Source organism: Christensenella intestinihominis (genome assembly GCF_001678845.1).
In the GTDB taxonomy this organism is placed as follows: domain Bacteria; phylum Bacillota; class Clostridia; order Christensenellales; family Christensenellaceae; genus Christensenella; species Christensenella intestinihominis.
The window spans coordinates 456401-482417 of the sequence record NZ_MAIQ01000001.1; the positions used below are offsets into that span (position 1 = coordinate 456401).

Genomic DNA, 26017 nt, shown 5'->3' on the forward strand with positions numbered 1-26017 from the left:
CCTTTCCTGAAATACCTTATTTCTTTTTCTGATCCTTTTCACGAAGCTCCACCCTGCGGATTTTCCCGCTGATGGTCTTCGGCAGTCCCTTTACAAATTCAATTTCACGCGGATATTTATACGGCGCCGTCGTCTTTTTCACATGATCCTGCAGCTCTTTTTTCAGCTCGTCCGTGGGTTCATAGCCGTCTGCGAGAACGATCGTGGCCTTTACAATCTGCCCGCGTTCCGGGTGCGGAACACCCGTAATTGCCGTTTCAAGGACAGCCGGATGCTCCATCAGGGCGCTTTCCACTTCAAACGGCCCGATGCGGTATCCCGAAGATTTAATCACATCGTCCGCCCGTCCAACATACCAGAAATAGCCGTCCTCATCCTTCCACGCGACGTCCCCCGTATGATATACGCCGTAATTCCATACGCTTTGCGTACGCTCGTCGTCACGGTAATATCCCATGAACATCCCCGTAGGAACTTCCTTGTCCGTATAAACCACAATTTCCCCGGTCTCCCCCGGCGCACAGGAATCGCCGTTCTCATCCACGATATCAAGGTCATACATGGCGTTCGGCTTTCCCATGGAGCCCGGCCGCGGCTCCATCCAGATAAAGTTGCCGATCGTTACGGTGAGCTCCGTCTGGCCGTAAATCTCCATCAGTTTCAGCCCCGTCGCTTCCAAAAATTGATAATAAACCTCCGGATTCAGCGGTTCCCCCGCAATTGTTGCATATTTCAGTGAAGAAAGATCGTACTTGCTGAGGTCTTCCTTGATAAAATAGCGGTAAATCGTCGGAGGCGCGCAGAAGGTCGTCACCTTGTACTTTTCAATCTTTTTCAAAAGCTTATCCGGGACAAATTTATCCATGTCATAGACAAAAATGCACGTTTCCGCCAGCCACTGGCCATAGAGCTTACCCCATGCGCTCTTCGCCCAGCCCGTATCCGCCACCGTGAGGTGCAGCCCTTCGGGATCGGCATTGTGCCAATACACAGCCGTTACAATATGCCCCAGCGGATACACAAAATTATGCGCCACCATCTTGGGCATTCCAGTGGTTCCCGAGGTGAAATACAGCAGCATTATGTCGTCATTATGCGTCGCTTCCTCTCCCTGCGGGCGCGGAAAATCCGGTCCGTACTTTTCCATTTCCGTCCAGAACTCAAGCCAGCCTTCCCTTTTTTCCCCTACAATAACTTTCGTTTCAAGCGTGGGTGATTCCGCTTCCGAATCTTCCACATGCTCCTTTAATTCCCCGTCCTTGGTGCAGACGATCATCTTGACGTCCGCGGCATTATTGCGGTAAACAATATCCTTTTTCGTCAGGAGATGGGTCGCTGGAATGGCAATCGCCCCCAGCTTATGCAGGCCGATAACAGCAATCCAGAATTCATAGTGGCGTTTCAGGATCAGCATGACCTTATCGCCCTTTTTAATCCCGGCGCCTTTAAAAAAGTTTGCCGCCTGGCCCGACAGTTTGCTGATGTCGTCAAAGGTAAGCGTTTTTTCCTCGTCCGCATCGTTGGTCCACAGCAGCGCACGCTTTTCCGGCTTTTCCTTCGCCAGCTCGTCTACTACGTCAAACCCGAAATTGAAATTTTCCGGTACAAATGTTTTAAAATTTTCCGCAAAATCCTCATAGCTTGTAAAGCCTGTCGTGCTGAATTTCTCGTATATCCTCATGTCCGTCCTCACTTTGAAATAATCGCCAAAAATTTGCAGGGCTTTCCGTCTTCCGCACGCATCGCATGAGGCGTTGACGCATCAAAATATACGGTATCCCCTTCATTTAAGCGTATCTCTGCGTCATGAATAAAAATCGTCATACTTCCTTCCACGACATAGTTGAGCTCCTGGCCTTCATGCGCATTCTTTTTGACGGCATCCGTATCCTTCGGCTCCACCGTTACGAGGAACGGTTCCATGGCCCGGTTCTTGAAGATCGGCGCGAGATGCTGGTATTTATAGGCTTTGCGGCGCTCCATCTTAAGCCCCTCGCCCTTCCTTACCAGGGTGAAGGTTTTCAGCTTGGCATTATCGCCCGTCAGAAGCTCCGTAATATCAACCCCGAAACGGTTCGCCAGCGTATATAAAAAACTGAAAGAAAAATCCTTCCCGCCGGCTTCATATTCCTTATATTCCTCTACGGTTTTTCCGGTAAGCTGCGCCATTTCTTCAATGCCGATCTCTTCGATCTCACGCAAAACGCTGATTCTCTGCGCTATTTCTTTAATTTCATTCATTGTTTCCAGCTCCTATCCCCACAAGGAAAGCAACGCCCGCCTCTCATGAATCGCAGGCGTCATCCCAGCCGCCGTGCAGCCCGTTATTTTATCTTTACCGCTTCGCTTTGGAATACGACAATAATTCCGTTTTTGTCCCAAATCAGGTCGTCCCCCACGAGGTTCTGGAATTTTTTCCCGTACGCCTGCTTCACTTCGTCCGGCTGGCCGTCGGATTTGGAAGTATCAAACATTATGAACCCATAAACCGTTTCCGGCCAATCCTCCGTCACGGTAAATTCCGCCTTCAGGTTGTCCCCTTCCTTGGTTATCTTCTGTTGTTCAATCCGCGTGCCGTCGGAATTCAGAACACTGATGATGCCGTTCATGCCGTCCATCAGGTTGGTTTCCCCGGAAACGACCAGCTTTCCGTCGGAAAGCTCCGCCGTACAGGACCCCGTCACCGTGAAGGTCGTTCCATCCGACTCCGGCCGCTTGATCTCCTGTGCGCCGCCGCATCCTGCCAAAACAGCCACCGCCGCAATCACGATGGCAAGTAATACGATCAATTTCCTCTTCATGCCCTTTGAAATGCCCCTTTCGCCAATCACGTCTTATGTCAGGCCATAAGTCCGTATTTTATAAGTATATTAAAAACCTACCCGGATGTAAAGTGCTTTCCTGCTTACTTCCGCCCAAAGCCCCAACATTCGCGGCTACTTCAGGCACCTCTTCGCAACCCGCAGCATTCCGCCCCGCCAAAACTTCCCGGTATCCCACGCCGCGGCGAAATCAAACGAGCACTTCCTTCCCCATGTCGCAAAGGTGGTTTCCATTTTCCTGCCGCACGTTTTATAGCCCGTCAGGTTGAACCAATGCCATTCATATTCGTCGAACGCAATATCGGCATGCTTCAGCATCAGGTACATCACGGGAACTCCGTCCCCGATTGCACGCCTGACAAATTCTTCCGCCTGTAACGCCCCGGCATGCCCGTCAAGCTTTTCAAACGCAAGTTCCACTCCCGCATACTGCGCATACCGCAGGAACATCCGTTCAAATTTGTCAATGCTGGTGAGGCCGCCGATCCCCGGGTAAATATAGCGGAACATCAGCTCAAAAAACTTCAGGAAATCTTCTTTCGTCACGTGAAGCGGATCGTACGGGTACAGCTTGGCCAGCGACGGGAATGACCGCGCCAGTACAATGCATTGTTCGCACGCACATACGGCCGAGCAGCCGCCAAGCTTCATCATGTGGTGAGTGTGCCAGTTTTGGTCTCCCCCATAATAGGTATCGTCAATTTTAAAAAATTCCAGTTCCTGTTCCATGCCTATTATTATAACACACATTGACAAACATATGCAGATGAACGAAAATAGAAGCAATAGCCAAATTATCACAGGGGTGACATCTATGAATAATGATTTGAAAATCGCGAACTCCGTAACGGCCGAACCCATTACGAAGATTGCAGAAAAGCTTTCTATTCCCGGCGATGTGCTGATTCCTTATGGAAAAGATATTGCAAAGGTGCAGCTTTCCTACCTGAAACAGCTGGAAAAGGCCGGTAAGCCCGGCCGGTTGATTCTCGTGACCGCCATCAATCCAACTCCGGCGGGCGAAGGAAAAACCACCGTTTCCATCGGCCTTGCCGACGCGCTTTCCCGCAGGGGGCGGAAAACCTGTCTTGCCCTGCGCGAGCCTTCCCTCGGCCCGGTATTCGGCATCAAGGGCGGGGCAACGGGCGGCGGATATGCACAGGCAATTCCAATGGAAGACATTAACCTGCATTTTACCGGCGATATTTATGCCGTAACAACGGCCAATAATTTGCTGTGCGCAATGATCGACAACCATATTTACCACGGAAACGAACTGCGCATCGATGTGAAAAACATCACCTTTAAGCGCTGTATGGATATGAACGACCGCGCCCTTCGCAATATTATCTGCGGCCTTGGCGAACGGACGGACGGCGTTCCCCGCCAGGATGGCTTCGATATTTCGGCCGCTTCCGAGATCATGGCGGTGCTGTGCCTTGCTTCTGATCCGGATGATCTCAGGAGACGGCTCGACCGGATCACCATCGGCTATAATCTGGACGGAGAACCGGTGCTCGCAAAAGACCTCGGCGCGGGCGGCGCAATGTCCGTGATCCTCAAGGAGGCGCTCAAGCCGAACCTTGTCCAGACCCTGGAGCATACTCCGGTCCTCATGCACGGCGGGCCTTTCGCCAATATCGCGCATGGATGCAACAGCATCATCGCCACCAGGATGGCAAATCACCTTGCTGATTATACTGTGACAGAGGCTGGTTTCGGGGCCGACCTTGGCGCGGAAAAATTCCTTGACATCAAATGCCGCGCGGCAGACCTGTGGCCGGATGCGGTTGTCCTTGTCGCCACCGTCCGGGCATTGAAATACCACGGCGGTGTTCCAAAAGACCAGTTGGAAACAGAAAATGTAGCCGCCGTGCAGAAAGGGATCGTTAATCTCCAGCGCCATCTCCACACGCTGAAAAATATTTACGGCCTGCCCGTTGTCGTTGCCATCAACCATTTTGCAACCGATACACAGGCGGAGCTTGACGAGGTGCGCAAGCAGGTGGAAGCGCTGGGAACAAAGGCTGCCCTGTGCGACGTCTGGGCCAAGGGCGGCGAAGGCGCGCTTGAACTTGCGGACGCTGTTACGGATTCCATATTGAATCATTCCTCCCCCAGCCACCCCTACGATTACGCCGCGCCAATTATGCAGAAAATAAACGATATTGCTACCCGGGTCTATGGCGCGGCGCGTGTCGATTTCTCCAAGACGGCAAAGCAGAAAATCAGGATGTACGAGGACCAGGGGTATTCAAACATTCCTGTCTGTATTGCCAAAACGCAATATTCCTTTTCGGATGATCCGAAAAAGCTGGGAGCGCCGGAGGATTTTACGATGGATGTCCGCGACGTATCGCTAAGTTCGGGCGCAGGTTTTATCGTCGTATTGTGCGGAACGATCATGCGTATGCCCGGCCTTCCCAAAAAGCCGGCCGCAATGAACATTACGCTGGATGAAAACGGAGAGACCGCCGGTTTATTTTAGGTTTTTGTCTTCAAATAAAAACGGAGCAGGCTGCTGCTCCGTTTTTGCTTGAAGATAAATCATTTTCGTTCCGTAATCCGTTTATACATCAGGGTTTCTATCACCGCGATCATTCCGCACCGGGATGTAATATCTATTCCATCGATTGAAATATCATCCGCAAACATATAAAAATTCAAATCGCTCATATTTTGTATAATATTGTTGTCCGCCCGCGTAATCGATATGATGGTTGGCGTCGCCACCGTAACAATTTGCTCGATATACCGCGCAAGTTTCTGGTTATTCCCGGAATAAGAGAGCACCATCAGAACGTCTTCCCGTTTGATCCGCTTCAGCACGGAATTGATCTCGTACTCTTCCACCGGCGTTTCCGCATGATAACCGAGCACCGTAAGAATCCGCCGCAGATATTGCGCGACATCGGCGCTGAGCCCCAGGCCAAGGATATACACCACCGGATACCGGTCCATAATCCTGTTAAAAAGTTCAATCTTGTCGTTGCTGATTACCTTTACCGCCTCGATAACATTTTTCAGGTAATCCTCCTGGTAATCCTTCTTGCTGATTACATTCGGGATCGCAATATTTTTGGAGGTCCGCTCCGTCAGCCGGATCATTGCCGTAAACTCGGAGTAACCCGAAAAGCCCAGCTTTTTAACAAAACGAAATAATGTGGTCGTGGAGACAAAGCAGGCGGCCGCCAAATCGCGAATGCTCATATCCTTCACAACATGCATGTTCCTGACCACAAAATTAAAAATCTGTTTTTCCGTACTGGAAAGACCGCTTATTTTTGTACTTGTAAAGTCATAGAAATCTTCCGCCATTGCTCCACCCTCTTCACTGACAGTTGATAGTCCTATTTTATATTAGAATCGCAGAGAATACTACTTTTTTTTCGAATTTACAAAAAAACACCGCCACAGGCGGTGTTTCAGGCTTTTAGAGCAGCTTTTCAATCGCGGGAGCTATTTTTTCCGGAGTGGTGGTCGGCTCGAACCGTTCTATGACGGCGCCGTCCCTGTCAATCAGGAATTTGGTAAAGTTCCACTTGATATCGCTGTTTTGTGCGTAGTTCTCATCCTCGCCGCGAAGGATTTCGTCGAGTTTCGGACCAATCGGATGCTCCATATCAAAGCCTTCGAATCCTTTTTGTGACTCCAGATACCTGTAAAGCGGATCGGCATCCTTCCCATTGACGTCGATTTTCGCCATCATCGGAAATGTCACTCCATAATTAAGGGAACAAAATTCCTTGATTTCCTCATTCGTGCCCGGGTCCTGTCCGGCAAACTGATTACACGGGAACCCAAGGATCACGAGTCCTTTTTCCTTATATGCCTGGTATAGTTTTTCGAGTCCTTCAAATTGGGGGGTGAATCCGCATTTGCTTGCCGTGTTAACGATAAGCAAAACCTTTCCCTCGTAGTCCCGCAGCGCCTGCGTTTCCCCGTTCATCTTTTTTACACTGAAATCATAAACATTCATGAGCTTACTCCCATTTTTCATTTTACTTATTTATAACGGCGGAGTAAGCCGCCGAAACAAGTATTTCGGGTCAGCCGAAGATCGAAACGCCCGCGCTCCCCATCATCGCCATATAGAAGATGCAGGCAATGAGGGAAAGCACGATCCCGATCACAGAAAAAAGATGCAGGGTCTTTAACGTAGCAGAGCCGACTATAACTCCGGCGATTGCCAGGACCAGGCCGGCCCAGAAGAAGCCCGGAACAAATATCAGGAAGGAAAGCGCCCCGAATAGGATGACCAATACCGACAAAATTTTATTACGCACGCCGTTCTCCTTTGGGTTCAAATTGTTCAAATACCAGGGAATCGACATAGGATTGTACGGAAGCTTGCTCTTCTTCCGACCGCACCGTCCATGCGAATACGGGTATTCCCCTTTTACGAAGCCGCTTCACGACAGGCTGCCGCACCCCGTTCATTTCATAATTAATAAAATTGGGGCGGCACATCACATTGGTGATTAAATGCCGCAAGCCCCATCGCTGCCATGCGGGAATTGCTTCCGCCCCCTCTTCAAAGGTCGCGGACAACTGCCCGCGCAGGATTTCCGGCGCATTTTTATAATACCAGCGAACGGAATATGGTGAAAACGACTGTATTGCGAAGCGGCCGCCGTAAGTCCTCAGCCGCTCGTAAAGACTGATCTCCAGTTTCCCGGCGCGGCCCGTATTTTTCAGTTCGATCAGTAAGGGCGTTTCCCCGTTGACAACCGCCAGCACCTCGTCAAAGGTCGGGATGCCTTCTTCTGTTCCGGCAAGGCGGAGCGCTTTCAGTTCGTCCAGCGTCATATCCTCGATCCTGCCCCGGACTCCCGTCATGCGGGCGAGGTCGTCGTCGTGGAACACCATCAGCACGCCGTCCCTGGAACGGTGCACATCCAGTTCGATTGCATATCCCTCCCGGACAGCGCGCTCAAACGCGGGAATGGAATTTTCCGGAGCCGTCGCCGAATGCAGCCCCCTGTGCGCATAGTTGAAATCCTTCAGCCATGAAGGCACGGGCGAGCCCGCCGTTGCAAAAAAATAAAGAAAAAGGATACCCGCGCAAACGAGTATCAAAATTACCCCAATCATAAATGTACTCCTTTGTGATATATTGTACCATACTTTTGATTTTTAGTTTGTAAAAAGTTATAATACAAAACTGAGGTGAATTTTTATGGCAAAAGCAGGCTTAATACTTGAAGGGGGCGGAATGCGCGGGTCTTACACGGCGGGCGTCCTGGATGCGTTCCTGGACCTGGGCATCCATATGGAAGATATTGTAGGCGTTTCCGCGGGCGCCGCCAACGCTATCTCCTATGTTTCCGGGCAAAAGGGCCGGAACCTTACCATTTATAATACCTGTATCAACCGAAAATACCTGAGCGCCTGGAACTTTTTTACAACAGGTTCGTTTTTTGGAATGAAATACGTATTTTATGAAGTAACGCGAAACATCATTCCTTTTGATTATAACGGATTTAAAAATTCCGGAAAAAAGCTTACAATCGTCGCTACGGATGTGGAGACGGGAAAACCTTTTTACAAGCAGCTTTCCGACCTGGATAATGATGCGGACATGAAATATCTTTGTGCGACGGCTGCGATCCCGATGGCGTCCACCATTGTTAAGGTGGACGGGCACAAGCTGATGGACGGCGGTGCGAGCGATTCCATTCCCATCGAATATTCCCTTGCAAAGGGCAACGCCAAAAATATAATTGTACTGACCCGGTGCGCCGGTTTCCAGCACAAAAAGAGCAGGATGAGCTGGTTTCCCTATGTGCGTTATCCCGCCCACCGAGAATTTGCACATACGATTGCCAACCGGTATCGGTATTACAATAAGAGCATCGAAATTACTAAGCAACAGGAACGCGATGGAAACGCGCTCATTATCCGTCCTTCAAAGCCTATCATTGCGGGGAGAATGGAGAAAGACCCGGGGAAATTATCCGCACAATACCAGGTCGGCTACGACGACGCCATCGCCATGAAGGACCGCCTCCTTCCTTTTCTGCGAGGGCTTGAAAATGTCGAATTGAAATAATAATGAAAAAACACGGCCGTGCGCGGCCGTGTTTTTGATTATGATATTTTTTTCTTTTCCTTGTCTGCCTGCTGCGCCTTCAGGTTCTCGAATGCGCTGTAGATCATCAGCTTGATCCGGTTAAGCTGGTTCACTTCCGAGGCGCCCGGATCGTAATCCACGGCCACGATGTTCGCCTGGGGATATTTGTTCCGAATCCCGCGGATCATTCCCTTGCCCACCACATGGTTCGGCAGGCACGCAAACGGCTGGACACAGATGATATTCGGGGTTCCTTCCTCTATCAGGCTCAGCATTTCGGCTGTCAGGAACCATCCCTCGCCCGTGCAGTTCCCGCAGGAGATCATCTCCTCCGCGTGCTCGGCCAAATGGCGGATATCCGGATAGGGCTCGTAATATTTGCTCTTCCGAAGCGCCCGCTGGATCGGGTTGCGGAACCAGTTGACCAGCCAGATGCCAAACATAGCCGCCTTATAAACGCCCTTGGATTTTCCCATTTCTTCATGCTTAAATTTACAGCTGTATAAACTGTATGTGAAAAACTCCATCAATGCGGGCATCACCGCTTCGCCGCCCTCGTTTTCAATAACGTCGATGGCATGGTTGTTGGCGTCCGGGTGATATTTCACGAGAATTTCCCCCACAATCCCCACCTTGGGCTTCACCTCTCCGGTGCGCTCGATCGCCTCAAAATCCCTGACCATCTGCTTTGCAGCCTTACGATAGCCAAAATAACGGGTATGCTCCACAATATCCTGTATTTTTTTGACCCACTTATCAAACAGTTTGTTCGTTTCGCCCTTGTTTTTTTCATACGGGCGCGTCCCAAGCAACAGCTTCTGCAGCAAATCACCCAACGGAATCGCAAGCAGCAGCCGCATCGCAAGGCCGCCCGTAAAGCGGAACCCGGGGTTTTTCTCGAGGCCTGAGAAATTGATCGACACCACCACCACCTGCGGGAAACCCGCCTCTTTCAGCGCTTTCCTCAGAAACGCCAGATAGTTGGACGCACGGCAGCCGCCGCCTGTCTGCGTCAGCATAATGACCGTATTGTCCGGGTCGAGCTTTCCCGTTAAGAATGCATTGACCAACTGTCCCACAACGATAATCGTCGGATAGCATGCGTCATTGTTTACATACTTAAGGCCTACGTCGATATCTTCCTTGGTTACCTCGGTCAATACCGTAAAATTATACCCCGTAGGATCAAACGCCTGCTTCAAAAACTGGAACTGGAGCGGCGCCATCTGCGGACAAACGATGGTGCCCTTCTCACGCATTTCCTTTGTGAAAATACGCCGGTGCCATACGGCGTCCTTACGTTCCTGCTTCGGCTTCCCGGCCTGTTCTTCCTTCTGTTCCTTCAATGCGGCAATCAGGGAACGGATACGAATTTTTGCCGCCCCGAGGTTGCTGATTTCATCAATTTTAAGCAGCGTATAAATCTTTCCCGCCGCCGTAATAATTTCCTGCACCTCGTCCGATGTAATGGCGTCCAGCCCGCAGCCGAATGAATTGAGCTGCACCAGCTGTAGGCAGTCATAACGGCCCACCGCCGCCGCCGCTTCATACAGCCGCGTATGGAACGCCCATTGGTCCATCACCCGGATCGGGCGCTCAAGGTGTCCCAGATGGGCCACGCTGTCCTCCGTCAATACGGCGAGGCCGTAGCTCGTGATAAGCGACGGGATTCCGTGGTTGATTTCCGCGTCCACATGGTATGGCCGCCCTGCAAGCACAATACCCGTATTTCCGGTCTCCTCGAGCCATTTGATCGTTTTCTCGCCCTGCTCCCGCATATCCTGTTTAAAAGCGTCAAGAGCGGCGTACGCAGCTTCTGCGGCCTCCTTGGCCTGCTGCTCCGTAATTCCGTATTTACCAAATTCCTTCATGATCTTTTGGGGCATGAACTCCGGTTCATCAAGCGCCACGAAGAAATTAATAAACTCAATCCCCTTTTCATGGAGAACGTCCATATTGTTTTTGATAACCTCCGGATACGAGGTCACGATCGGGCAATTATAGTGGTTGTTCGTATTGTCGAATTCCTTGCGCTCGAAAGGAACGCACGGATAAAATATCCGTTTTACACCTTTTTCGGCCAGGTTCTCGATATGCCCGTGAATCAGCTTTGCCGGATAGCAAACAGTGTCTGACGAAATCGTTTCCATCCCCTTTTGGAACATGGAATGGCTGGACGGATCGGACAGCACAACCCGGAAGCCCAGCTTGGTAAACATCGTATGCCAAAACGGATAATTCTCGTAAATATTAAGCGCGCGCGGAATTCCCACCGTTCCGTTGGGCGCTTCCGCCTCGCTGAGGGATTCGTAATCGAAAACACGCTTCAGCTTATAATCAAACAGATTCGGCATGTCGTTTTTGCGCGCAATGCCGCTTCCCTTTTCGCAGCGGTTCCCCGAAACAAATTTCCGGCCGTCCTCAAAGGTCGTAATCGTAAGCATGCACCTGTTCTCGCACTTTCCGCACCGCGCGAAGCTTCCCTTATAGGTAAAACGCCCGAGCTCCTCACTGGATATAATCCCGGACCGCTTGCCTTTCATTTCCTTTTTTGCAAGCAACGCCGCGCCGAACGCGCCCATAAGCTCCGCAATATCCGGCCGGACGACTTCCCGCCCGAGCTCCAGTTCAAAGGAGCGCAAAATCGCGTCGTTCTTAAAGGTCCCTCCCTGCACGACGATATTTTTGCCAAGGTCCTGGGGGTCCTTGACCTTGATTACCTTATACAGCGCGTTCTTTACAACCGAATAGGAAAGCCCGGCAGAGATATCCCCCACCGTCGCTCCTTCCTTCTGCGCCTGCTTTACGCGGCTGTTCATGAATACGGTACAGCGTGTTCCGAGATCGACAGGATTCCGCGCCTTAAGCGCCTCCTGCGCAAATTCCTGAATCGGTATGCCGAGAGAAAACGCAAAGGTCTGCAGGAAACTCCCGCATCCCGAGGAACACGCTTCATTCAGCATGATTCCATCTACAACGCCATTCTTAATCCGCAGGCATTTCATGTCCTGCCCGCCGATATCGATGATAAGGTCAACATCCTTGTTAAAAAATTCCGCCGCCTTATAATGCGCCATTGTCTCAATCTCTCCAAGATCGAGTTTCAGCGCTTCTTTTATGATTGCTTCTCCGTAGCCTGTAACGCACGCGCCTGCGATATAGGCATTTTGAGGAATTTTAGCGTAAATATCACGTACAATTTCTACCGCGGAATCAAGCGGATTCCCCTCGTTTGAATGGTAGTGGGAATACAGAAGCCTGCTTTGATCGTCAATCAGGACCGCTTTGATCGTCGTACTTCCAGCGTCCATACCCAGATAGCACGCGCCCTCCGCCTCCTTCAGTTCCGCACGCACCGCATTCTTTTGTGCATGCCGTTTTTGGAATTCGTCGTATTCCTCCGGGTTTTCAAACAAAGCGCGCAGCCGCCGTGTTTCATGCTCCCCTTCGCCCGCATTCTCGAGCATCCCGGGAAGCTCGCTGATTTGGAACTCCTTGCCTTCCGCCATCAGCGCCGCGCCGAGCGCAACAAAAAGATGCGAATTTTCCGGATGGATAATCGCCTCGTCTTTCAAATTCAACGTCTCGATAAACCGGTTGCGCAGCTCCGTTAAATAATGGAGCGGGCCGCCCAGGAACGCAACGTTTCCACGAATCGGCCTGCCGCAGGCAAGACCGGATATGGTTTGGTTTACAACCGACTGGAAGATGGAGGCGGCAATATCTTCCTTGGCCGCTCCTTCATTAATCAGCGGCTGTACGTCTGTTTTCGCAAACACGCCGCAGCGTGCGGCAATCGGGTAAATCGTATCATAGGTCTTTGCAAACTCATTCAGGCCCATCGGGTCTGTGTTGAGCAGGGTTGCCATCTGGTCGATAAAAGCCCCCGTGCCGCCTGCACAGGTTCCGTTCATCCTCTGTTCGAGCGACGGCTTCATATAAGTAATTTTTGCGTCTTCTCCCCCAAGCTCCAGAACAACGTCCGCCTGCGGAATATATTTTTGTGTCGCACGTGCGCCCGCAACCACTTCCTGTATAAAGGGAAGCCCTAAAACCTTGGCAACCGAAAGCCCTCCGGAGCCTGTGATGGCCGAGGTTACCGTATATGAACCGCATTCCTGCGCAATTTCCCTGAACAGATTTAAAAGCTCGCCCCTGACGTCCGAAAAATGACGCCGATATCTTTCAAACAAGATATTGTCTTTCTCATCGATCAATACGATTTTGATCGTGGTAGAGCCAATATCAAGCCCCAATTTGTATTCTGCCATAACTACCTCCCGCTGAGAAGATATTATAGCAAATATATGTGAACTATACAAGAACGCAAAAAAAGAACGGACGCTTTTGCATCCGTTCTTATCATTGTTCCTGGAACTCTTACAGCGGTCTCTTTCCGCAAATAAAGCGGCTCTGGAACCACGAACCCATATTTCTCACAACAATCGCATCCTGTCCGGAGGAAGCGTCGACCACCTGGCCGTCGCCAAGGTAAATCGCCACATGTCCTGAAACACACACGATATCGCCGCGCTGCAGGTCATCCCAGCCCACCGTCGTATAACCGGAACTCGCCCAACCGCCGGACGTCATATAACCAATCCCGTTGCCGCTCTGCTTAAGGGCATAATATACGAACCCGGAGCAGTCAAATTCGTCGGGGCCTTTCGCACCAAGCGTATAACCTTTTCCGACCTGCGCCAGCGCCACATCGATAAAGGCTTCTACAGAACCCGGGTTAGCCGTATAGGATGAACCGCCACCGCCGCCTGACGAACCGCCGGAGGAGCTTTCGCCTGACGAACCGCCGCCCTTGTTTCCGCCGCCGGAAGAACCGCCGTTTCCTTTATTGCCGGAGGAACTGCTTCCGCTTTCCTTTTTCGGCGCTTCATATTCAAGGGCTTTTTCAGCTTCGCCCGAATAAATCAACTCTTCCGTCATATGGCCGACGCTGCCGTCGTCCGTAAGACCGTTCATTCTCTGGAAATACTTCACCGCTTTTTCGGTTTCTTCGCCGAAATAGCCGCTTGTGGTTGAAATCGGATAGCCCAGCGCCATCAGGCGTTCCTGCATCCGCTCTACATCATAACCCTCCGCGCCCAGCGCCATCGAATATTCCTTTGCCTGGTCAGAGAACAGCAATGCCTGCGTTTCCGGCCCTGCCGCCCCATCGACTGCAAGTCCATGTTTTCTCTGGAAATATTTGATTGCCTGTGCCGTCTGTGGTCCGTAATAATCCGTCGTTTCATCGGCGCCCATATAATAGAGGTCCATCAACCTCTGCTGCAGCGCCGGTACGGAAGCATCGTTCATTCCTTCCGTCAGCATAACATATTGGGGAGTCGGCTCCGGGGTCGGTTCCGGGCTTGGGGTCGGTTCTTCCGCCGTCCCTGCCACTGCCGCGTCCTCTTCGCCCGCCGCCACCGTTGTCTCTTCAACAGCCGCCTGCGTCGTATCTGTTAATACCGGCTCAGCTTCCGGAGCAGCTACCTCTGCCGGTGCGTTTACATTATATTCTGCAACCTGCACCATTTCCGGTGCCTCGGGCTCCACCTGTGCGGTGTCTCCGTTTGCGGCCATAACCATAACCGGAACCATAATTGCCACAACCGCAATTGCCACAACCGCCGTAAACCGTTTCTGGTTCACCCGCCGCGCCGTATACCGCCGCGTCTGGTGCCGTGCCGGCCGCTGCATGGTAATCTTTGCCCGCGTGCTTCCCGCAGACGGGATTGCAGCCTTTCTTGATTTTCCGTTACTTACATGGATATTGGAAACCGAACTTTTCACCTGAGAAAGCTTGCTTTTCGCCGCACTGAATGCTTTGGAAAAGCCCTCTTTAACATTAGATATAATATGATTCATATTAATCTCCTCTGTTTTTTTAGGAAGTTATAAAGCACCATTTCACCTTATAACTTTGATTATTATACAATGTTCGGGTCGTTTTGTAAATAGTTTCGTAATAAGTTATTCATATTTTTTTCAAAATTATGCAGTGGAAAACGGGCTACGTCCGCCCGATTGGACAGGCCGCCATGCAGATTCCGCATACGGCTCCCCTGCCGATTCCTTGGTATGTTTTTTTCATATAGGCACTGCACAGCCTTACGTCTATCATTGCTTCAACGGAATCCGCAGCTTCCCATTTCTTTCCAAAAAGGGCCCCGCTCGGGCACGCCCGCACACACACCCCGCACCCGTTACAGGGATTTTCAACGGCTTCGGCCTGCACAACAGGCATGTTCGTCATCACCGTCCCGAGACGGACTCCCGCCCCATAACGCCGGGTAACCAGCAAATCGTTCATTCCAATTCCGCCCAGCCCGCAGAGCACCGCCGCCGCTTTGTGCGGAAAAAGGCCGTGGTAGCCGTCCTCGCTTACGGATTGGGAAGCCGGAATATAGAGCGCGTCATATCCTTCCGCTTTGATCGCCAGCACAAGCGTATAGGAGATATGGTCAATATACGCGTTGCAGGTACGGTAATGATGGAAATAAGTTTTCGTCGGGCCCTTTTCCGCCACCTCCTGCACAATTGCCTGCGGCAAAGGCAGGGCAAACGAAATTACATTAGGCAGCGATTCATACACCCGCAAGCCACGGGGCAATACGCTGCTTCCATATAATGTAACATTCTTTTCCCGAAAAATTCCCGCGCAGTCCAAACCTATTGCTTCTTCCTTTTCGTCACTTTATTTACAATAATAACGGCCACGCAGATCGCGGCAATTACCACAAAGATCGAAACCATCCCCTGCCACATAAGCTGGAGGGAACCTGAGATTGCATCCATAATTTCTTCCTTTCTGCTATATCAGCGCCGGAACCAGCCCGAGGATTACGCCGCCGGCAATCACCGAAGCGATCTGCCCGGAAACATTCGCCCCTACCGCAAACATCAGCAGGTGGTTCTGGTTGTTCGCTTCAAGGCCCATCTTCTGGACGACCCGCGCGGACATCGGGAACGCCGATATTCCTGCCGCACCGATCATGGGATTGATCTTTTTCCTGCTGAACAGGTTAATGAGCTTTGCAAACAAAACCCCCGCAATCGTATCGAAGAAGAACGCCACGAGTCCAAGGCACATAATAAAAATCGTCTGCAGGGTAACAAAATTTTCCGCCTTCATCGTGGACGCGATTGTGATGCCGAGAAGCAGGGTAATAAGGTTCACCAGCACCTTTTGCGCCGTGTCCGAAAGAGAGTCCAGCACCCCGCATTCCCGCAGCAGGTTGCCAAACATCAGGAACCCGACAAGCGCAATGGAGGCCGGGGCGACAAGCCCCGCAATCAGCGTCACCACAATCGGGAACAAAATCTTGGCGATCCGCGGGATGTCCTCGCCGTGATACTCCATTTTGATCGCGCGTTCCTTTTTGCTCGTCACGAGCTTGATCGCAAGCGGCTGTATAATGGGCACAAGGGCCATATACGAATACGCCGCAACCGTAATCGCGCCGACGTATTGGCTGCCCAGCACCTGCGATACGAGAATCGAGGTGGGGCCGTCCGCGGCGCCGATAATGCCGATAGAGGCCGCATCCGTAAGGGAAAAGCCCATTCCCGAGGCGGCAAAGATCGTCGCGAAGATACCAAACTGGGCCGCCGCTCCGAAAAATAACAGCTTGGGGTTCTTAAGCAGGGGGCCGAAGTCGATCATTGCACCGATTCCAATAAAAAGCAAAAGCGGCATCGCTTCCGATGCTGAAATCCCTACGCTGAACAGCCAATCAATGATTCCGTTTACCGGCCCGATTCCCGACATAACCTGGTCGACCGCGCCCGAGAACGGGATATTCACCAGGATGGCGCCAAAGCCCATCGGCAAAAGAAGCGCAGGCTCCAGCTTTTTAGAAATCGCAAGGAAAATAAGTACGCCCCCCACGGCAAACATAACGATTTGCTGCCATGTGAGCGCGGCAAAACCTTCTACCAAAAATTCCATCGGTTTCTCCTTTATCGTAGTTGTAATTTACTGCATCAATATCCAGAAACAGTATAGCATTGTCCTTTCTTAAAAAGAACATATTTTAGAAAAATTTTAGACCTTCCGCACCATCCCGGGAAGCATATTTCTGTTTTCCGGTTCTCCGTTTGTGTTATACTGGTGGAAAACAACCGGAGGTGAATCTGAGAATGAAAGTAATCGCTTTTAACGGAAGCCCGCACAAGCGCGGCAATACCTATCACAGCCTGTCGCTCGCCTGTGGCGAACTGAACGCCCGCGGTATCGAAACGGAAATCGTGCAGGTCGGCGGCAAACCGCTCCGCGGCTGCATCGACTGCGGCCATTGCAAAAACATTCCGGACCGCCGGTGCTCCATCGCCACCGACGAAATGAACGATTTTATTACAAAGGCGATTGAAGCCGACGGCATCCTCATCGGTTCCCCGGTCTATTTTGCAAACATGACGCCCGAAACGAAATGCCTGATCGACCGTCTCGGCCGCGTAACCCGCAACAACGGGTTCCTGCTCAAGAACAAACCGGGTGCCGCCGTCGTTGCAGCCCGCCGTTCCGGCGAAACCTTTACCTTTGCTTCCATCAACTACCTGTTCCAGGCAAGCCAGATGCCCATCGTAACCTCTTCCCACTGGAACTTTATGATGGCAAACGGCCAGGACGACTGGGAACAGGACGCGGAGGGCCTTGAAACCATGAAACTTCTCGGTGAAAACATGGCGTGGATGCTTAAAAGGCTTGCCGACTGAATTTTGGAATCGGCCAATAAAAAAGCGCTTCTGCGCTTTTTTCATTTTTCCGCTATTGCGCACAGCCATCCGTTTTCTTCATCGGTGTCTACGGTTACTTTCGCAAATCCCGCTCCCAGGAGCATATTTTCCAGTTCCCCCGGGGTATTGTTGTGCATTTCCAGCGTTTTTACGATGTACTTGTCTTCCTCGCTCTGGTTCTTATGGTTATACATTTCCGCAATGATCGCAAAAACGCCTCCATCCTTCATCACCCGGCGCACTTCCCGGAAATCATGGGCCAGGTCCGGCCAGAAATAATAGCTTTCAACCGTCGTGACGATGTCGAACATACCGTCCCGAAACGGTAAATCGGAAACGCTTCCGTGGATAATTTCCATTTTTCCGCCCGCGATATCCGCCTCGTTCTCACGCCTGGCCACACCGACGGACGTTTCGGAATAATCAACGCCGAACAGCCTTCCGTTTTTTGCACGCCCGGAAAGGCGTTTAAGCGCTTTTCCCCCTCCGCAGCCAACGTCAAGGATAACCGCATCATCCCCCACGTCGATATGCGAAAGCCCCCATGCGGTCAACTCCGCGTGGCTTTCATTCATGCGAAGGATCGTTTGTTCCCCCAAAACTCCTTCCGGCCTTTTGCAATTGCGTAAAACTTCATCGGGCGTTTTCATTTTTTGTTCGCTTTCATCCTCAGCTGATGATCGAGAATCCTTTTTCGGATGCGCAGGCTTTCGGGAGTCACCTCCAAAAGCTCGTCGTCGCCCAAAAATTCCAGCATCTCTTCCATACTCATGTTTTTCGGCGGGATCAGCCGCAGCGCATCGTCGCTTCCCGAGGCGCGCACATTGGATGCATGCTTCTTCTTGCAAACATTCACCACAAGGTCCTCGTTCTTCGGCGACGAGCCGACCACCATTCCCATATAGACGGGCGTGCCCGCTCCGATAAACAGGGTTCCGCGCTCCTGGGCGTTATACAGGCCGTAGGTTACGGCGTCTCCCGTTTCAAAGGCGATCAACGAGCCCACGGAACGTTTCTCAATATCGCCCTTATAGGGTTCATAGCCGTCAAACACCGTATTGAGGATGCCCTCGCCGCGCGTATCCGTCAGGAATTCCCCACGGTAACCAAATAAACCGCGCGCGGGAATTTTAAACTCGATCCGCATGCGTTCACCCTGCGGGGTCATATGGACCATTTCCGATTTACGCGAGCCAAGCTTTTCAATCACACTGCCTACGCTTTCCGCCGGAACATCGACAAGCAGGCGCTCGATCGGCTCGCACATATGTCCGTCGATGGTTTTATACAGCACCTTCGGCGCGCCCACCATAAATTCATAGCCTTCACGGCGCATCGTCTCGATCAGAATCGAAAGATGCATCTCGCCGCGTCCGAGGACCCTAAAGGTTTCCGGGCTTTCCGTTTCATGCACCCCCAGGGAAACGTCCTTGCGCAGCTCCGCCATCAGGCGGTCGCGCAGGTGGCGCGAGGTAACATACTTGCCTTCCCTGCCGGCAAACGGCCCGTTATTCACGGAAAAGGTCATTTCCACCGTCGGCTCCGATATTTTAACGAATGGAATCGGCTCGAATTCATAAGGCGCACACACGGTGTTTCCAATGTTTACGTTTTCAAGGCCCGAGAACGCCACAATGTCGCCGGCTTTTGCTTCCTCCACCGCCACACGCTTCAAGCCGTCGTATTGATAGATCGCCGTAACCCGGCCGTTGGTGCACAGGTCTTCCACATGGTAATCGCACAGGGAAACCTCCTGCCCCGTCTTGATTGTCCCGCGCTCAATCCTGCCAACCGCAATCCTGCCCACATAATCATTATAATCAATGGAGGACACCAGCATCTGGAGCGCGCCGTCCGGGTCGCCCTCCGGGGCGGGGATATAGTCCAGTATCGTATCGAAAAGGGGCTTCAAATCCGTTCCCTTCCGGTTGGGGTCCATGGTTGCGGTCCCTTCACGCCCGGAGCAATAAATAATCGGGCTGTCAAGCTGCTCGTCCGTCGCATCGAGCTCGAGGAGCAGTTCCAGCACTTCTTCCCCCACATCGTTCAGCCGCGCATCCGGCCGGTCCATTTTATTCACTACGATAATTACGCGATGATTCAGTTCAAGCGCTTTCTGGAGCACAAACCGCGTCTGCGGCATCGGGCCCTCAAACGAATCCACAAGCAGCAGCACGCCGTTTACCATCTTCAGCACGCGTTCCACCTCGCCGCCAAAATCCGCATGTCCCGGAGTGTCTACAATGTTTATTTTTACATCATTATAATAAGTCGCGGTGTTTTTCGCGAGAATCGTAATCCCCCGTTCACGCTCCAAATCTCCCGAGTCCATTACGCGTTCCGCCACAACCTGGTTGTCCCGGAAGGAGCCGCCTTGCTTCAGCATTTCATCCACAAGCGTCGTCTTGCCGTGATCGACGTGCGCAATGATTGCAATATTTCTCAAATCTTTTCTTACCACTTTATTTCTCCCTTTCTTAAAAACACTTTATTATATACCAAAAAGCACATCTGCGCAAGGGATTCCCCCACGCGCGTATATGTTATAATAGGTAGGAAACAGAAAGGAGGGGCTTATGGAGCTCTTATCACCTGCCGGCGGGTGGGACAGTTTAAAGGCCGCCGTGGAAAACGGCGCAGACGCAGTCTATATCGGCGCCCGAAATTTCAGCGCGCGCAACCTCGCGGATAATTTTGACGACCTTGCCGCGGCGGCGTCCTTTGCGCATGCCGCGGGCGTAAGGCTCTATCTCGCGCTCAATACGCTGGTGCGGGACCGCGAAATTCCCGCGTGGCTTGACACGGCAAGAACCGCCGTGCAGGCGGGAATTGATGCGTTTATCGTGCAGGACCTCGGCTGTGCAATGCTTCTGAGAGAGCTTTGTCCTTCCTTCCCGTTGCACGCAAGCACACAGATGACTGCGCATAATATGTCCAATGTGCGCGCCCTCCAAAAGCTTGGATTCCGCCGTATTGTCCTCGCCCGCGAGCTTTCTTTTTCGGAAATTTGCGCCATCCGGGAAAATACGGAAACGGAGCTCGAGGTGTTTGTGCATGGCGCGCTGTGCGCCTGCTATTCCGGGCAATGCCTGATGAGCAGTCTTTTTGGCGGGAGGAGCGCGAACCGCGGCTTGTGTGCGCAGCCCTGCCGCCTCGGCTATTCCGCGAATGGGAAGCAGGGCCGTTTGCTTTCTCCGCGGGACCTCTGCCTGATCGACTACATCCCCCGGCTCGCGCAGGCCGGGATCGCAAGCGCAAAAATCGAAGGTCGCATGAAACCCGCGCAATACGTAGGGACGGTCACGCGTATTTACCGCAAGGCGCTCGATGGGAGACCCGTTACGGAAAAGGATAAAAGCGATCTTTTGAAGGTGTTCAGCCGCCGGGGATTTACCGACCGCCCCTTTGCAAAAAGCATTCCTTCCGTTTTTCCGAAAAGCGAGGCGAAAGAACGGCCCGCCCTTCCCGCAGGCCACCCTTTCGGCACTTATGTTCCTTTAAAAAAGGGAAAGCGTAAAAAGCCCCGTAAGCTGGCCGCACAGGTGCTGACAGCGGAGCAGGCAAAAGCCGTCCTGCCGCTGGCGGATATCCTGTATGTCCCATATTCCGCAAGCTGGGCAAATGACCTGCCCCGGGACCATGCGCAGGTTATCGGCGCACATCCGCTTATCTCGCATGACGGGGAACAAAGTAATTCCCGTTTCAATTTTGACGGCGAGCTGCTTACCACGCTTACGGATACGGAAGCAGCATGCAAAATATCGGATGCCTCCCTGCATGCAATGAACGGCCAGACCTTAAAAGCACTGCGCTCGCTTGGTTATAAACGCGCAACCGTAAGCGTCGAGCTTAACGCGGCGCAAATCGCCGACCTGCCCGATCTTTTGCCGACGGAAGCAATCGTCTATGGCAGGCTTACCCTGATGACCACTTCGCATTGCCCTATGCGCTGCAACGACAAAAAGCACTGTCCTACCATGGCGGGAAAAGCCCTTCTTACGGACCGCATGGGGAAAAGCTTTCCCATTCTGCGGGTCGGCCCCGGCTGTCGGGTCGCAATCCTCAATTCCGCGCCCCTTTATATGGCGGATAAGCTCGATTCTGTCAGCGCAAATGTGCTCCGGCTTATTTTCACAACGGAATCCCCGAAGCAATGCGCCGGGTTGGTCCGGGAATACCGCCAGGCCATGCAGGGAAAGCCGCATACGCCCCCCGGTGAATTTACGCGCGGTCATTTTACCCGCGGGGTCAAATAGCAGGGATTAAAAAAAACGCCTTCCGGCGTTTTTTTTAATCCAGTTCCTGATTTCTCCATTTTTCAAATTTTTCGTTGATAACGGGTTCCAACCTGTCGTAATTTTCCCATGTGTCCTCATGGAGATAAACGGCAAATTCCGAATCAACTCCTTCGTTTGCAAGCGCATCTACAAAATCATCGATATAGGACGAATCATAATATTCCCCTGTGAATTCCAGCGCTTCTTCCACCATCAGGTCTTCCATCAGGGTTTCGTCAAAGCATTCCATCAAAAGGTCGCGGCCCGTCATTTCCCGGCTGCGCACGCGGTCAAACGCGTCTGCGAATTCCTCCAGCCAGTCTTCCTGAATCAGGTCGTTATTTACCAGCCACGCAAGGTACATTCCGATATGGGTTCCCGCATTTTCATAGGGAATGCTGTCCGGGAATGTCACTGCGTGCCAATCCATTTTATCGAAAGCCATATGCGTCCTCCTCCATATTTATACACATGATACTCCAAGGCTTTTTCTATTTCAAGGAGACGTCCCGAAAATTAACAATTTATTATCAAATCGCTTCCCGCGCGGTCTTTCCGCACTTCGATGGTTGTTTCAATGTTTTCTTTCAGCATCTGGACATGTGAAATAATCCCAACCAGCTTGGAACCACCCCTCACGCACGCCAGAACGTCAAGCGCATTTTCAATGGAAGCCGGATCAAGCGAACCGAATCCTTCGTCAATAAACAGCGCGTCAATATGAATCCCCCCGCTTTGGGCCTGCACGACGGTCGACAGTCCAAGCGACAGTGTCAACGCGACCAGGAATTTTTCGCCGCCCGAAAGGCTTTTAACGCTTCGGCGCTCCCCGGAATAGGAGTCAAACACTTCAAGCCCCAGTCCAACCTTGCGCGCGCGCCCTGCTCCTTCCACCGACCGGTAAAGCTGATACCTTCCGTCATGCACTTTTTTGAGCAGGACATTTGCTTCCTGGGTGATCGCCATCAGCATAACGCCGAGCACATAGCGCTGCAAGCTGATTCCGTTCGAGCCCCTCAATATTTTGGAGAACTGATCCAACTCCACGAATTTTGCAGTCGCCTTTTCAAGCTCTTTTTCATACGCTTCAACCGCACCGGCCGCTTTCTCCAGCAACGCCAAGCCCGCCCGTATTTCCGCAAGCGCTGCCTCCGATGCTTTCTTTTCTTTTTCCCACCGGCCGAACACTTCCCGAAGGGGCGCAAGCTCAACCGGCTTAACGCCCTGCAATTTTTCCGCAAGGATTCGCGCGCTTTCTTCCGCAAGCTTTTTCGTTACATAATAATCCTGTATCTTCTGCCGGGCTTCCGCAAGCTCCCGCTCCGGCAAATATGCCGCACGGAATTCCTCGTCTGTTTGAAACCCTTTCTCTTCACAGGCTTCTTTAAAACGGCTGACCGCTTCGTCGAAAACAGCCTTCGCCCGCGCGCCTTCCTCCCGGTAAAGCCGCAGGGAATCCTGCGCTGTTTTATATTCCAGCAGCAGCCTTTCCGCATCTTCAAGGAGTTCTTTCAGGTCGGGAAGCTTTTCGGATAAATCCTGTATTCCGCCTTTTTCAAGGCCAAGCTTTCTCATACCCTTTTTGCATTCTTCCGCTTCCCGTTCGATAAAAAACAGTTCTTTTTCTTTTTCTGCAAGCTGTTTCCTCAACGCCTGGATATGGCTTTCCGACTGCCGCACGTCCTGCTCCGTTATTTTTTCCCCCGGCTTCGCCGCCGGAGACGGATGATGGGTATTCCCGCAAACCGGGCACGCCGCTCCTTCCTCCAGGGTTTCGGCAAGCATATATGCCGCATCTCCCATATAGGCGGAAAAAATCCGCTGATATTCCTCCTCCGCCTGTCTCAGTTCTTTTTCAAGCGCCTCTTTTTCCCCTGCTTTCTTTGCCTTGTCATGCTGTGAGCGTTCCGCGTACCCGCCGATCAGTGCCGCGCAACGATCCAACTGTTGTTTGAGGCGTTCTGCCTGCGTCCCGGCTTCGCCGGACTTCTTCTCATATTCCTTCCATTGCTGCTGGAAGGCCGTAACCTCGCGGCGCTCCGGCATCAACTGCGCCGCGTTTTCCGCCTGCGCGCACCGCACTTCAAGTCCGCGCATCGCGGCTTCCTGCGCGCCCGCCTCGTCCTCCTTTTTCCGGGCCTGTTCCCATTCCTCAAACAACGCCTGGATTGCCTGCGCGTTTTTCAGTGCTTTTTCGGCAGCCTCAAGTTGCATAGAAGCGTTCGTACAGTTTTTCTCCTGCTCCGCAAGCAATTCCTTCTGCGACAGCAAAAGCTTCCCAAGCTCCCCTTCCGTTTCACAGTCATATTGACGCAGAACCGTCTGCAGGCTTTGCTCTACCCCATCGCGGATATGCTTCAATTCAAGCGCCTGCGCACAAAGCCAATCCGTAATTTTCTGCCACCGCTCCGCCTTGAAAAGCGTTACCAGTATCTTTTCTTTTTCTGCGGAATCCGCAACCAACAGCTGCTCAAACTTCCCTTGCGGAAGGAGCACAACCTGGCGGAACTGTTCATAGGTTAGTCCCAGAATCTCCTCTGCCTTTTGGCGCACATTTTTTATCCCCGGGTTTTCAAAAAACGGTTCAAATTCCCCCGCGTCATTTTTGAAAAAAGCATTTTGTGCGGATTGAAGCTCTTTTTCACCATTGCGCTTGGTACGAACCCGTACTTCGCGCGTAAACCGGTATTGCCTTCCGTTGGTGCAAAAGATAAAATCCACCTTCGTATCCCGGTCATCCGCCGCAAAATCGCTTCGCATCGCGGCGATATCTCCGCGCCCGCCGCCGCTGCTTTCCCCAAACAAGGCATAGGTCATTGCATCCAGCACGGTTGTTTTTCCGGCTCCCGTTTTCCCATGGATTAAAAACAGCCCTGCTTTTTCAAACGCATGAAAATCGATTTCCTGTTTATTTACGTAAGGCCCGAAGGCTTCAAAGCTCAGCAGTTCCGGCATCATTGCGCGTCACCGCCTTTTTGTTCGGCTTCAATTGCTTTCCGGAACCATTTCATCTGGTTTTCATTTGGCTCCTCGCCCGTATATTCCCGGTAAAACATCATCATAATATCTTCGGGATGAAGGCTTGCCGCTTTTTCTATGGAAAGCGATGTTTCCGTGTTATGTAATTGTTTCCCGACAAGCGAAAGCAGGTTTGGATAATAGTTCCTCAGCGTATTGAGTATTTCGACATGGGCATATTCGTCCAGAAGTTCAATTTTCAGATAGTCTTCCCGACGCGCATCCGTTTCCGCCGCATCTAAAATTTCGCTGTAATTTCCTTTAACGACCCGCAGATCATGCTCCATAAAAAGCACGGCCTCCTGCCGCGAAAAATCGCTGGTATCGATAACCGTCACGCTCTTTTCTGTATTTGCTTCGGCAAAAGAAAACTTAACGGGCGATCCGCTGTAACGGACATTCCCGCCGATTTCCTGCGCCCGGTGCAGATGCCCCAGCGCAACATAATCAAAGCCCTCAAACGCATCCGCCCCCACCATGTTCGCGCCGCCCACCATTGCGGAACGGTCGCTTTCCGAAGGCTGCGCCCCGGTTACAAAGCAATGGGCAATCAAAACGTTATTTCTTTTCCGGTCCTTCCCGATGTGTCTTATCACCGCGCGCATCGCCGCATCATAACTCTTGATTTCATCTTCCGGATACAGGTAGCGCACCTCGTCAATTGAGAAATACGGGAGCAGGTGGAATACCGTGTCCTCCGTTTCAACCCGTTTTACTCCATCGCGCACACTTCCCGCCACATAAAGCCCGGCACGTTCCAGAAGCGCGCCGCACGAGGAAAGGCGCGCCGCTCCATCATGGTTTCCGGCACAAATAAGCACCTTCTTTTTCCGTTCGACGCAAAGCGCCGTCATTGCCTCATTATATAAAGAAATCGCGTCCGCATTCGACACTGCATGGTCGAAAACATCCCCGGCGATCATAACCAGGTCGATTTTTTCCACATCCACAATCTCATAAAGCTTTTCAAGGAAAAGCCGCTGCTCTTCAAGCAGGGACACATTATTTAGTGTAACGCCCAGATGCCAGTCTGAGGTATGTAAAATCCGCATTGTTTTCCCTCCGTAAACATCATACCATATTTCATCCGG

22 protein-coding genes are annotated in these 26017 nt (G+C 51.9%); 4 read left to right on the top strand and 18 right to left on the bottom strand.

Features of this window, described 5'->3' with window-relative positions; translation table 11 throughout:
- Positions 1–16: 16 nt before the first annotated feature.
- From BBD38_RS02180 to BBD38_RS02195, 4 genes are all read right to left on the bottom strand, one after another.
- Entirely contained in the window at positions 17–1675 is a 1659-nt protein-coding gene (locus tag BBD38_RS02180; protein WP_066684240.1) for an AMP-binding protein, read from the bottom strand.
- 14 nt (positions 1676–1689) lie between these two features.
- Positions 1690–2241 (bottom strand): helix-turn-helix domain-containing protein, encoded by a 552-nt coding sequence (locus tag BBD38_RS02185; protein ID WP_066683982.1) that lies wholly within the window; start codon positions 2239–2241, stop codon positions 1690–1692.
- Between the two features lie 83 nt (positions 2242–2324).
- Positions 2325–2801 carry a hypothetical protein gene (locus BBD38_RS02190; protein ID WP_066683983.1) on the bottom strand — a complete coding sequence of 159 codons (477 nt, stop codon included), beginning with the start codon at positions 2799–2801 and terminating at the stop codon, positions 2325–2327.
- Positions 2802–2936: 135 nt separating this feature from the next.
- Complete coding sequence (locus BBD38_RS02195) at positions 2937–3551, bottom strand: cysteine peptidase family C39 domain-containing protein (protein WP_147568044.1); 615 nt, start codon at positions 3549–3551, stop codon at positions 2937–2939.
- Positions 3552–3636: 85 nt separating this feature from the next.
- On the opposite strand from BBD38_RS02195, the gene BBD38_RS02200 reads away from it, so the two are divergent.
- Positions 3637–5310 (top strand): formate--tetrahydrofolate ligase, encoded by a 1674-nt coding sequence (locus BBD38_RS02200; protein ID WP_066683987.1) that lies wholly within the window; start codon positions 3637–3639, stop codon positions 5308–5310.
- A 59-nt stretch (positions 5311–5369) separates the two neighbouring features.
- Here BBD38_RS02200 and BBD38_RS02205 read toward each other — a convergent pair whose 3' ends face one another.
- The 4 genes from BBD38_RS02205 to BBD38_RS02220 form a co-directional block, all read right to left on the bottom strand.
- A complete protein-coding gene (locus BBD38_RS02205) occupies positions 5370–6140 on the bottom strand; it encodes a MurR/RpiR family transcriptional regulator (protein WP_066683989.1) in 771 nt (256 codons plus the stop codon).
- Between the two features lie 115 nt (positions 6141–6255).
- Positions 6256–6822, bottom strand: a complete 567-nt coding sequence (locus BBD38_RS02210; protein ID WP_407919648.1) for a glutathione peroxidase — start codon at positions 6820–6822, stop codon at positions 6256–6258.
- A gap of 49 nt (positions 6823–6871) precedes the next feature.
- Entirely contained in the window at positions 6872–7108 is a 237-nt protein-coding gene (locus BBD38_RS02215; protein WP_066683993.1) for a hypothetical protein, read from the bottom strand.
- Positions 7101–7916, bottom strand: a complete 816-nt coding sequence (locus tag BBD38_RS02220; RefSeq protein WP_066683995.1) for a glycerophosphodiester phosphodiesterase — start codon at positions 7914–7916, stop codon at positions 7101–7103. The genes BBD38_RS02215 and BBD38_RS02220 overlap by 8 nt, the downstream gene beginning before the upstream one ends.
- Before the next feature lie 85 nt (positions 7917–8001).
- Between BBD38_RS02220 and BBD38_RS02225 the strand changes: the two genes are divergently transcribed.
- The gene (locus tag BBD38_RS02225) at positions 8002–8874 is read left to right on the top strand and encodes a patatin-like phospholipase family protein (protein WP_066683997.1); all 873 of its coding nucleotides are present in this window, start codon (positions 8002–8004) and stop codon (positions 8872–8874) included.
- Positions 8875–8912: 38 nt separating this feature from the next.
- Here the strand turns inward: BBD38_RS02225 and BBD38_RS02230 are convergent, their stop codons facing one another.
- From BBD38_RS02230 to BBD38_RS02245, 5 genes are all read right to left on the bottom strand, one after another.
- Positions 8913–13166 carry a 2-hydroxyacyl-CoA dehydratase gene (locus BBD38_RS02230; protein ID WP_066683999.1) on the bottom strand — a complete coding sequence of 1418 codons (4254 nt, stop codon included), beginning with the start codon at positions 13164–13166 and terminating at the stop codon, positions 8913–8915.
- 109 nt (positions 13167–13275) lie between these two features.
- Complete coding sequence (locus BBD38_RS02235) at positions 13276–14760, bottom strand: C40 family peptidase (RefSeq protein ID WP_066684002.1); 1485 nt, start codon at positions 14758–14760, stop codon at positions 13276–13278.
- 145 nt (positions 14761–14905) lie between these two features.
- Positions 14906–15505 (bottom strand): 4Fe-4S double cluster binding domain-containing protein, encoded by a 600-nt coding sequence (locus BBD38_RS02240; RefSeq protein ID WP_147568045.1) that lies wholly within the window; start codon positions 15503–15505, stop codon positions 14906–14908.
- Between the two features lie 59 nt (positions 15506–15564).
- Positions 15565–15690 (bottom strand): hypothetical protein, encoded by a 126-nt coding sequence (locus tag BBD38_RS15015; protein ID WP_268873168.1) that lies wholly within the window; start codon positions 15688–15690, stop codon positions 15565–15567.
- Positions 15691–15706: 16 nt separating this feature from the next.
- Positions 15707–16843: a sodium ion-translocating decarboxylase subunit beta gene (locus BBD38_RS02245; RefSeq protein ID WP_066684006.1), complete on the bottom strand. Its 1137-nt coding sequence runs from the start codon at positions 16841–16843 to the stop codon at positions 15707–15709.
- A 191-nt stretch (positions 16844–17034) separates the two neighbouring features.
- Between BBD38_RS02245 and BBD38_RS02250 the strand changes: the two genes are divergently transcribed.
- Positions 17035–17610, top strand: coding sequence for a flavodoxin family protein (locus tag BBD38_RS02250; RefSeq protein ID WP_066684008.1), 576 nt, complete (start codon positions 17035–17037; stop codon positions 17608–17610).
- A gap of 41 nt (positions 17611–17651) precedes the next feature.
- Here BBD38_RS02250 and BBD38_RS02255 read toward each other — a convergent pair whose 3' ends face one another.
- Together BBD38_RS02255 and typA are read right to left on the bottom strand one after the other, a co-directional pair.
- The gene (locus BBD38_RS02255; RefSeq protein WP_207644619.1) at positions 17652–18206 is read right to left on the bottom strand and encodes a class I SAM-dependent methyltransferase; all 555 of its coding nucleotides are present in this window, start codon (positions 18204–18206) and stop codon (positions 17652–17654) included.
- 71 nt (positions 18207–18277) lie between these two features.
- The gene (typA, locus tag BBD38_RS02260) at positions 18278–20092 is read right to left on the bottom strand and encodes a translational GTPase TypA (RefSeq protein WP_066684010.1); all 1815 of its coding nucleotides are present in this window, start codon (positions 20090–20092) and stop codon (positions 18278–18280) included.
- Between the two features lie 115 nt (positions 20093–20207).
- Here typA and BBD38_RS02265 point away from each other — a divergent pair, with 115 nt between their 5' ends.
- Positions 20208–21887 carry a peptidase U32 family protein gene (locus BBD38_RS02265; RefSeq protein ID WP_066684011.1) on the top strand — a complete coding sequence of 560 codons (1680 nt, stop codon included), beginning with the start codon at positions 20208–20210 and terminating at the stop codon, positions 21885–21887.
- A gap of 34 nt (positions 21888–21921) precedes the next feature.
- On the opposite strand, the gene BBD38_RS02270 is transcribed toward BBD38_RS02265, so the two are convergent.
- The 3 genes from BBD38_RS02270 to BBD38_RS02280 form a co-directional block, all read right to left on the bottom strand.
- Positions 21922–22353 carry a DUF7832 domain-containing protein gene (locus BBD38_RS02270; RefSeq protein ID WP_066684013.1) on the bottom strand — a complete coding sequence of 144 codons (432 nt, stop codon included), beginning with the start codon at positions 22351–22353 and terminating at the stop codon, positions 21922–21924.
- A 71-nt stretch (positions 22354–22424) separates the two neighbouring features.
- On the bottom strand, positions 22425–24866 hold the full coding sequence (locus tag BBD38_RS02275; RefSeq protein WP_066684015.1) for an AAA family ATPase: 2442 nt from the start codon (positions 24864–24866) through the stop codon (positions 22425–22427).
- Positions 24863–25978, bottom strand: coding sequence for an exonuclease SbcCD subunit D (locus BBD38_RS02280; protein ID WP_066684017.1), 1116 nt, complete (start codon positions 25976–25978; stop codon positions 24863–24865). The genes BBD38_RS02275 and BBD38_RS02280 overlap by 4 nt, the downstream gene beginning before the upstream one ends.
- Positions 25979–26017 lie beyond the last annotated feature (39 nt).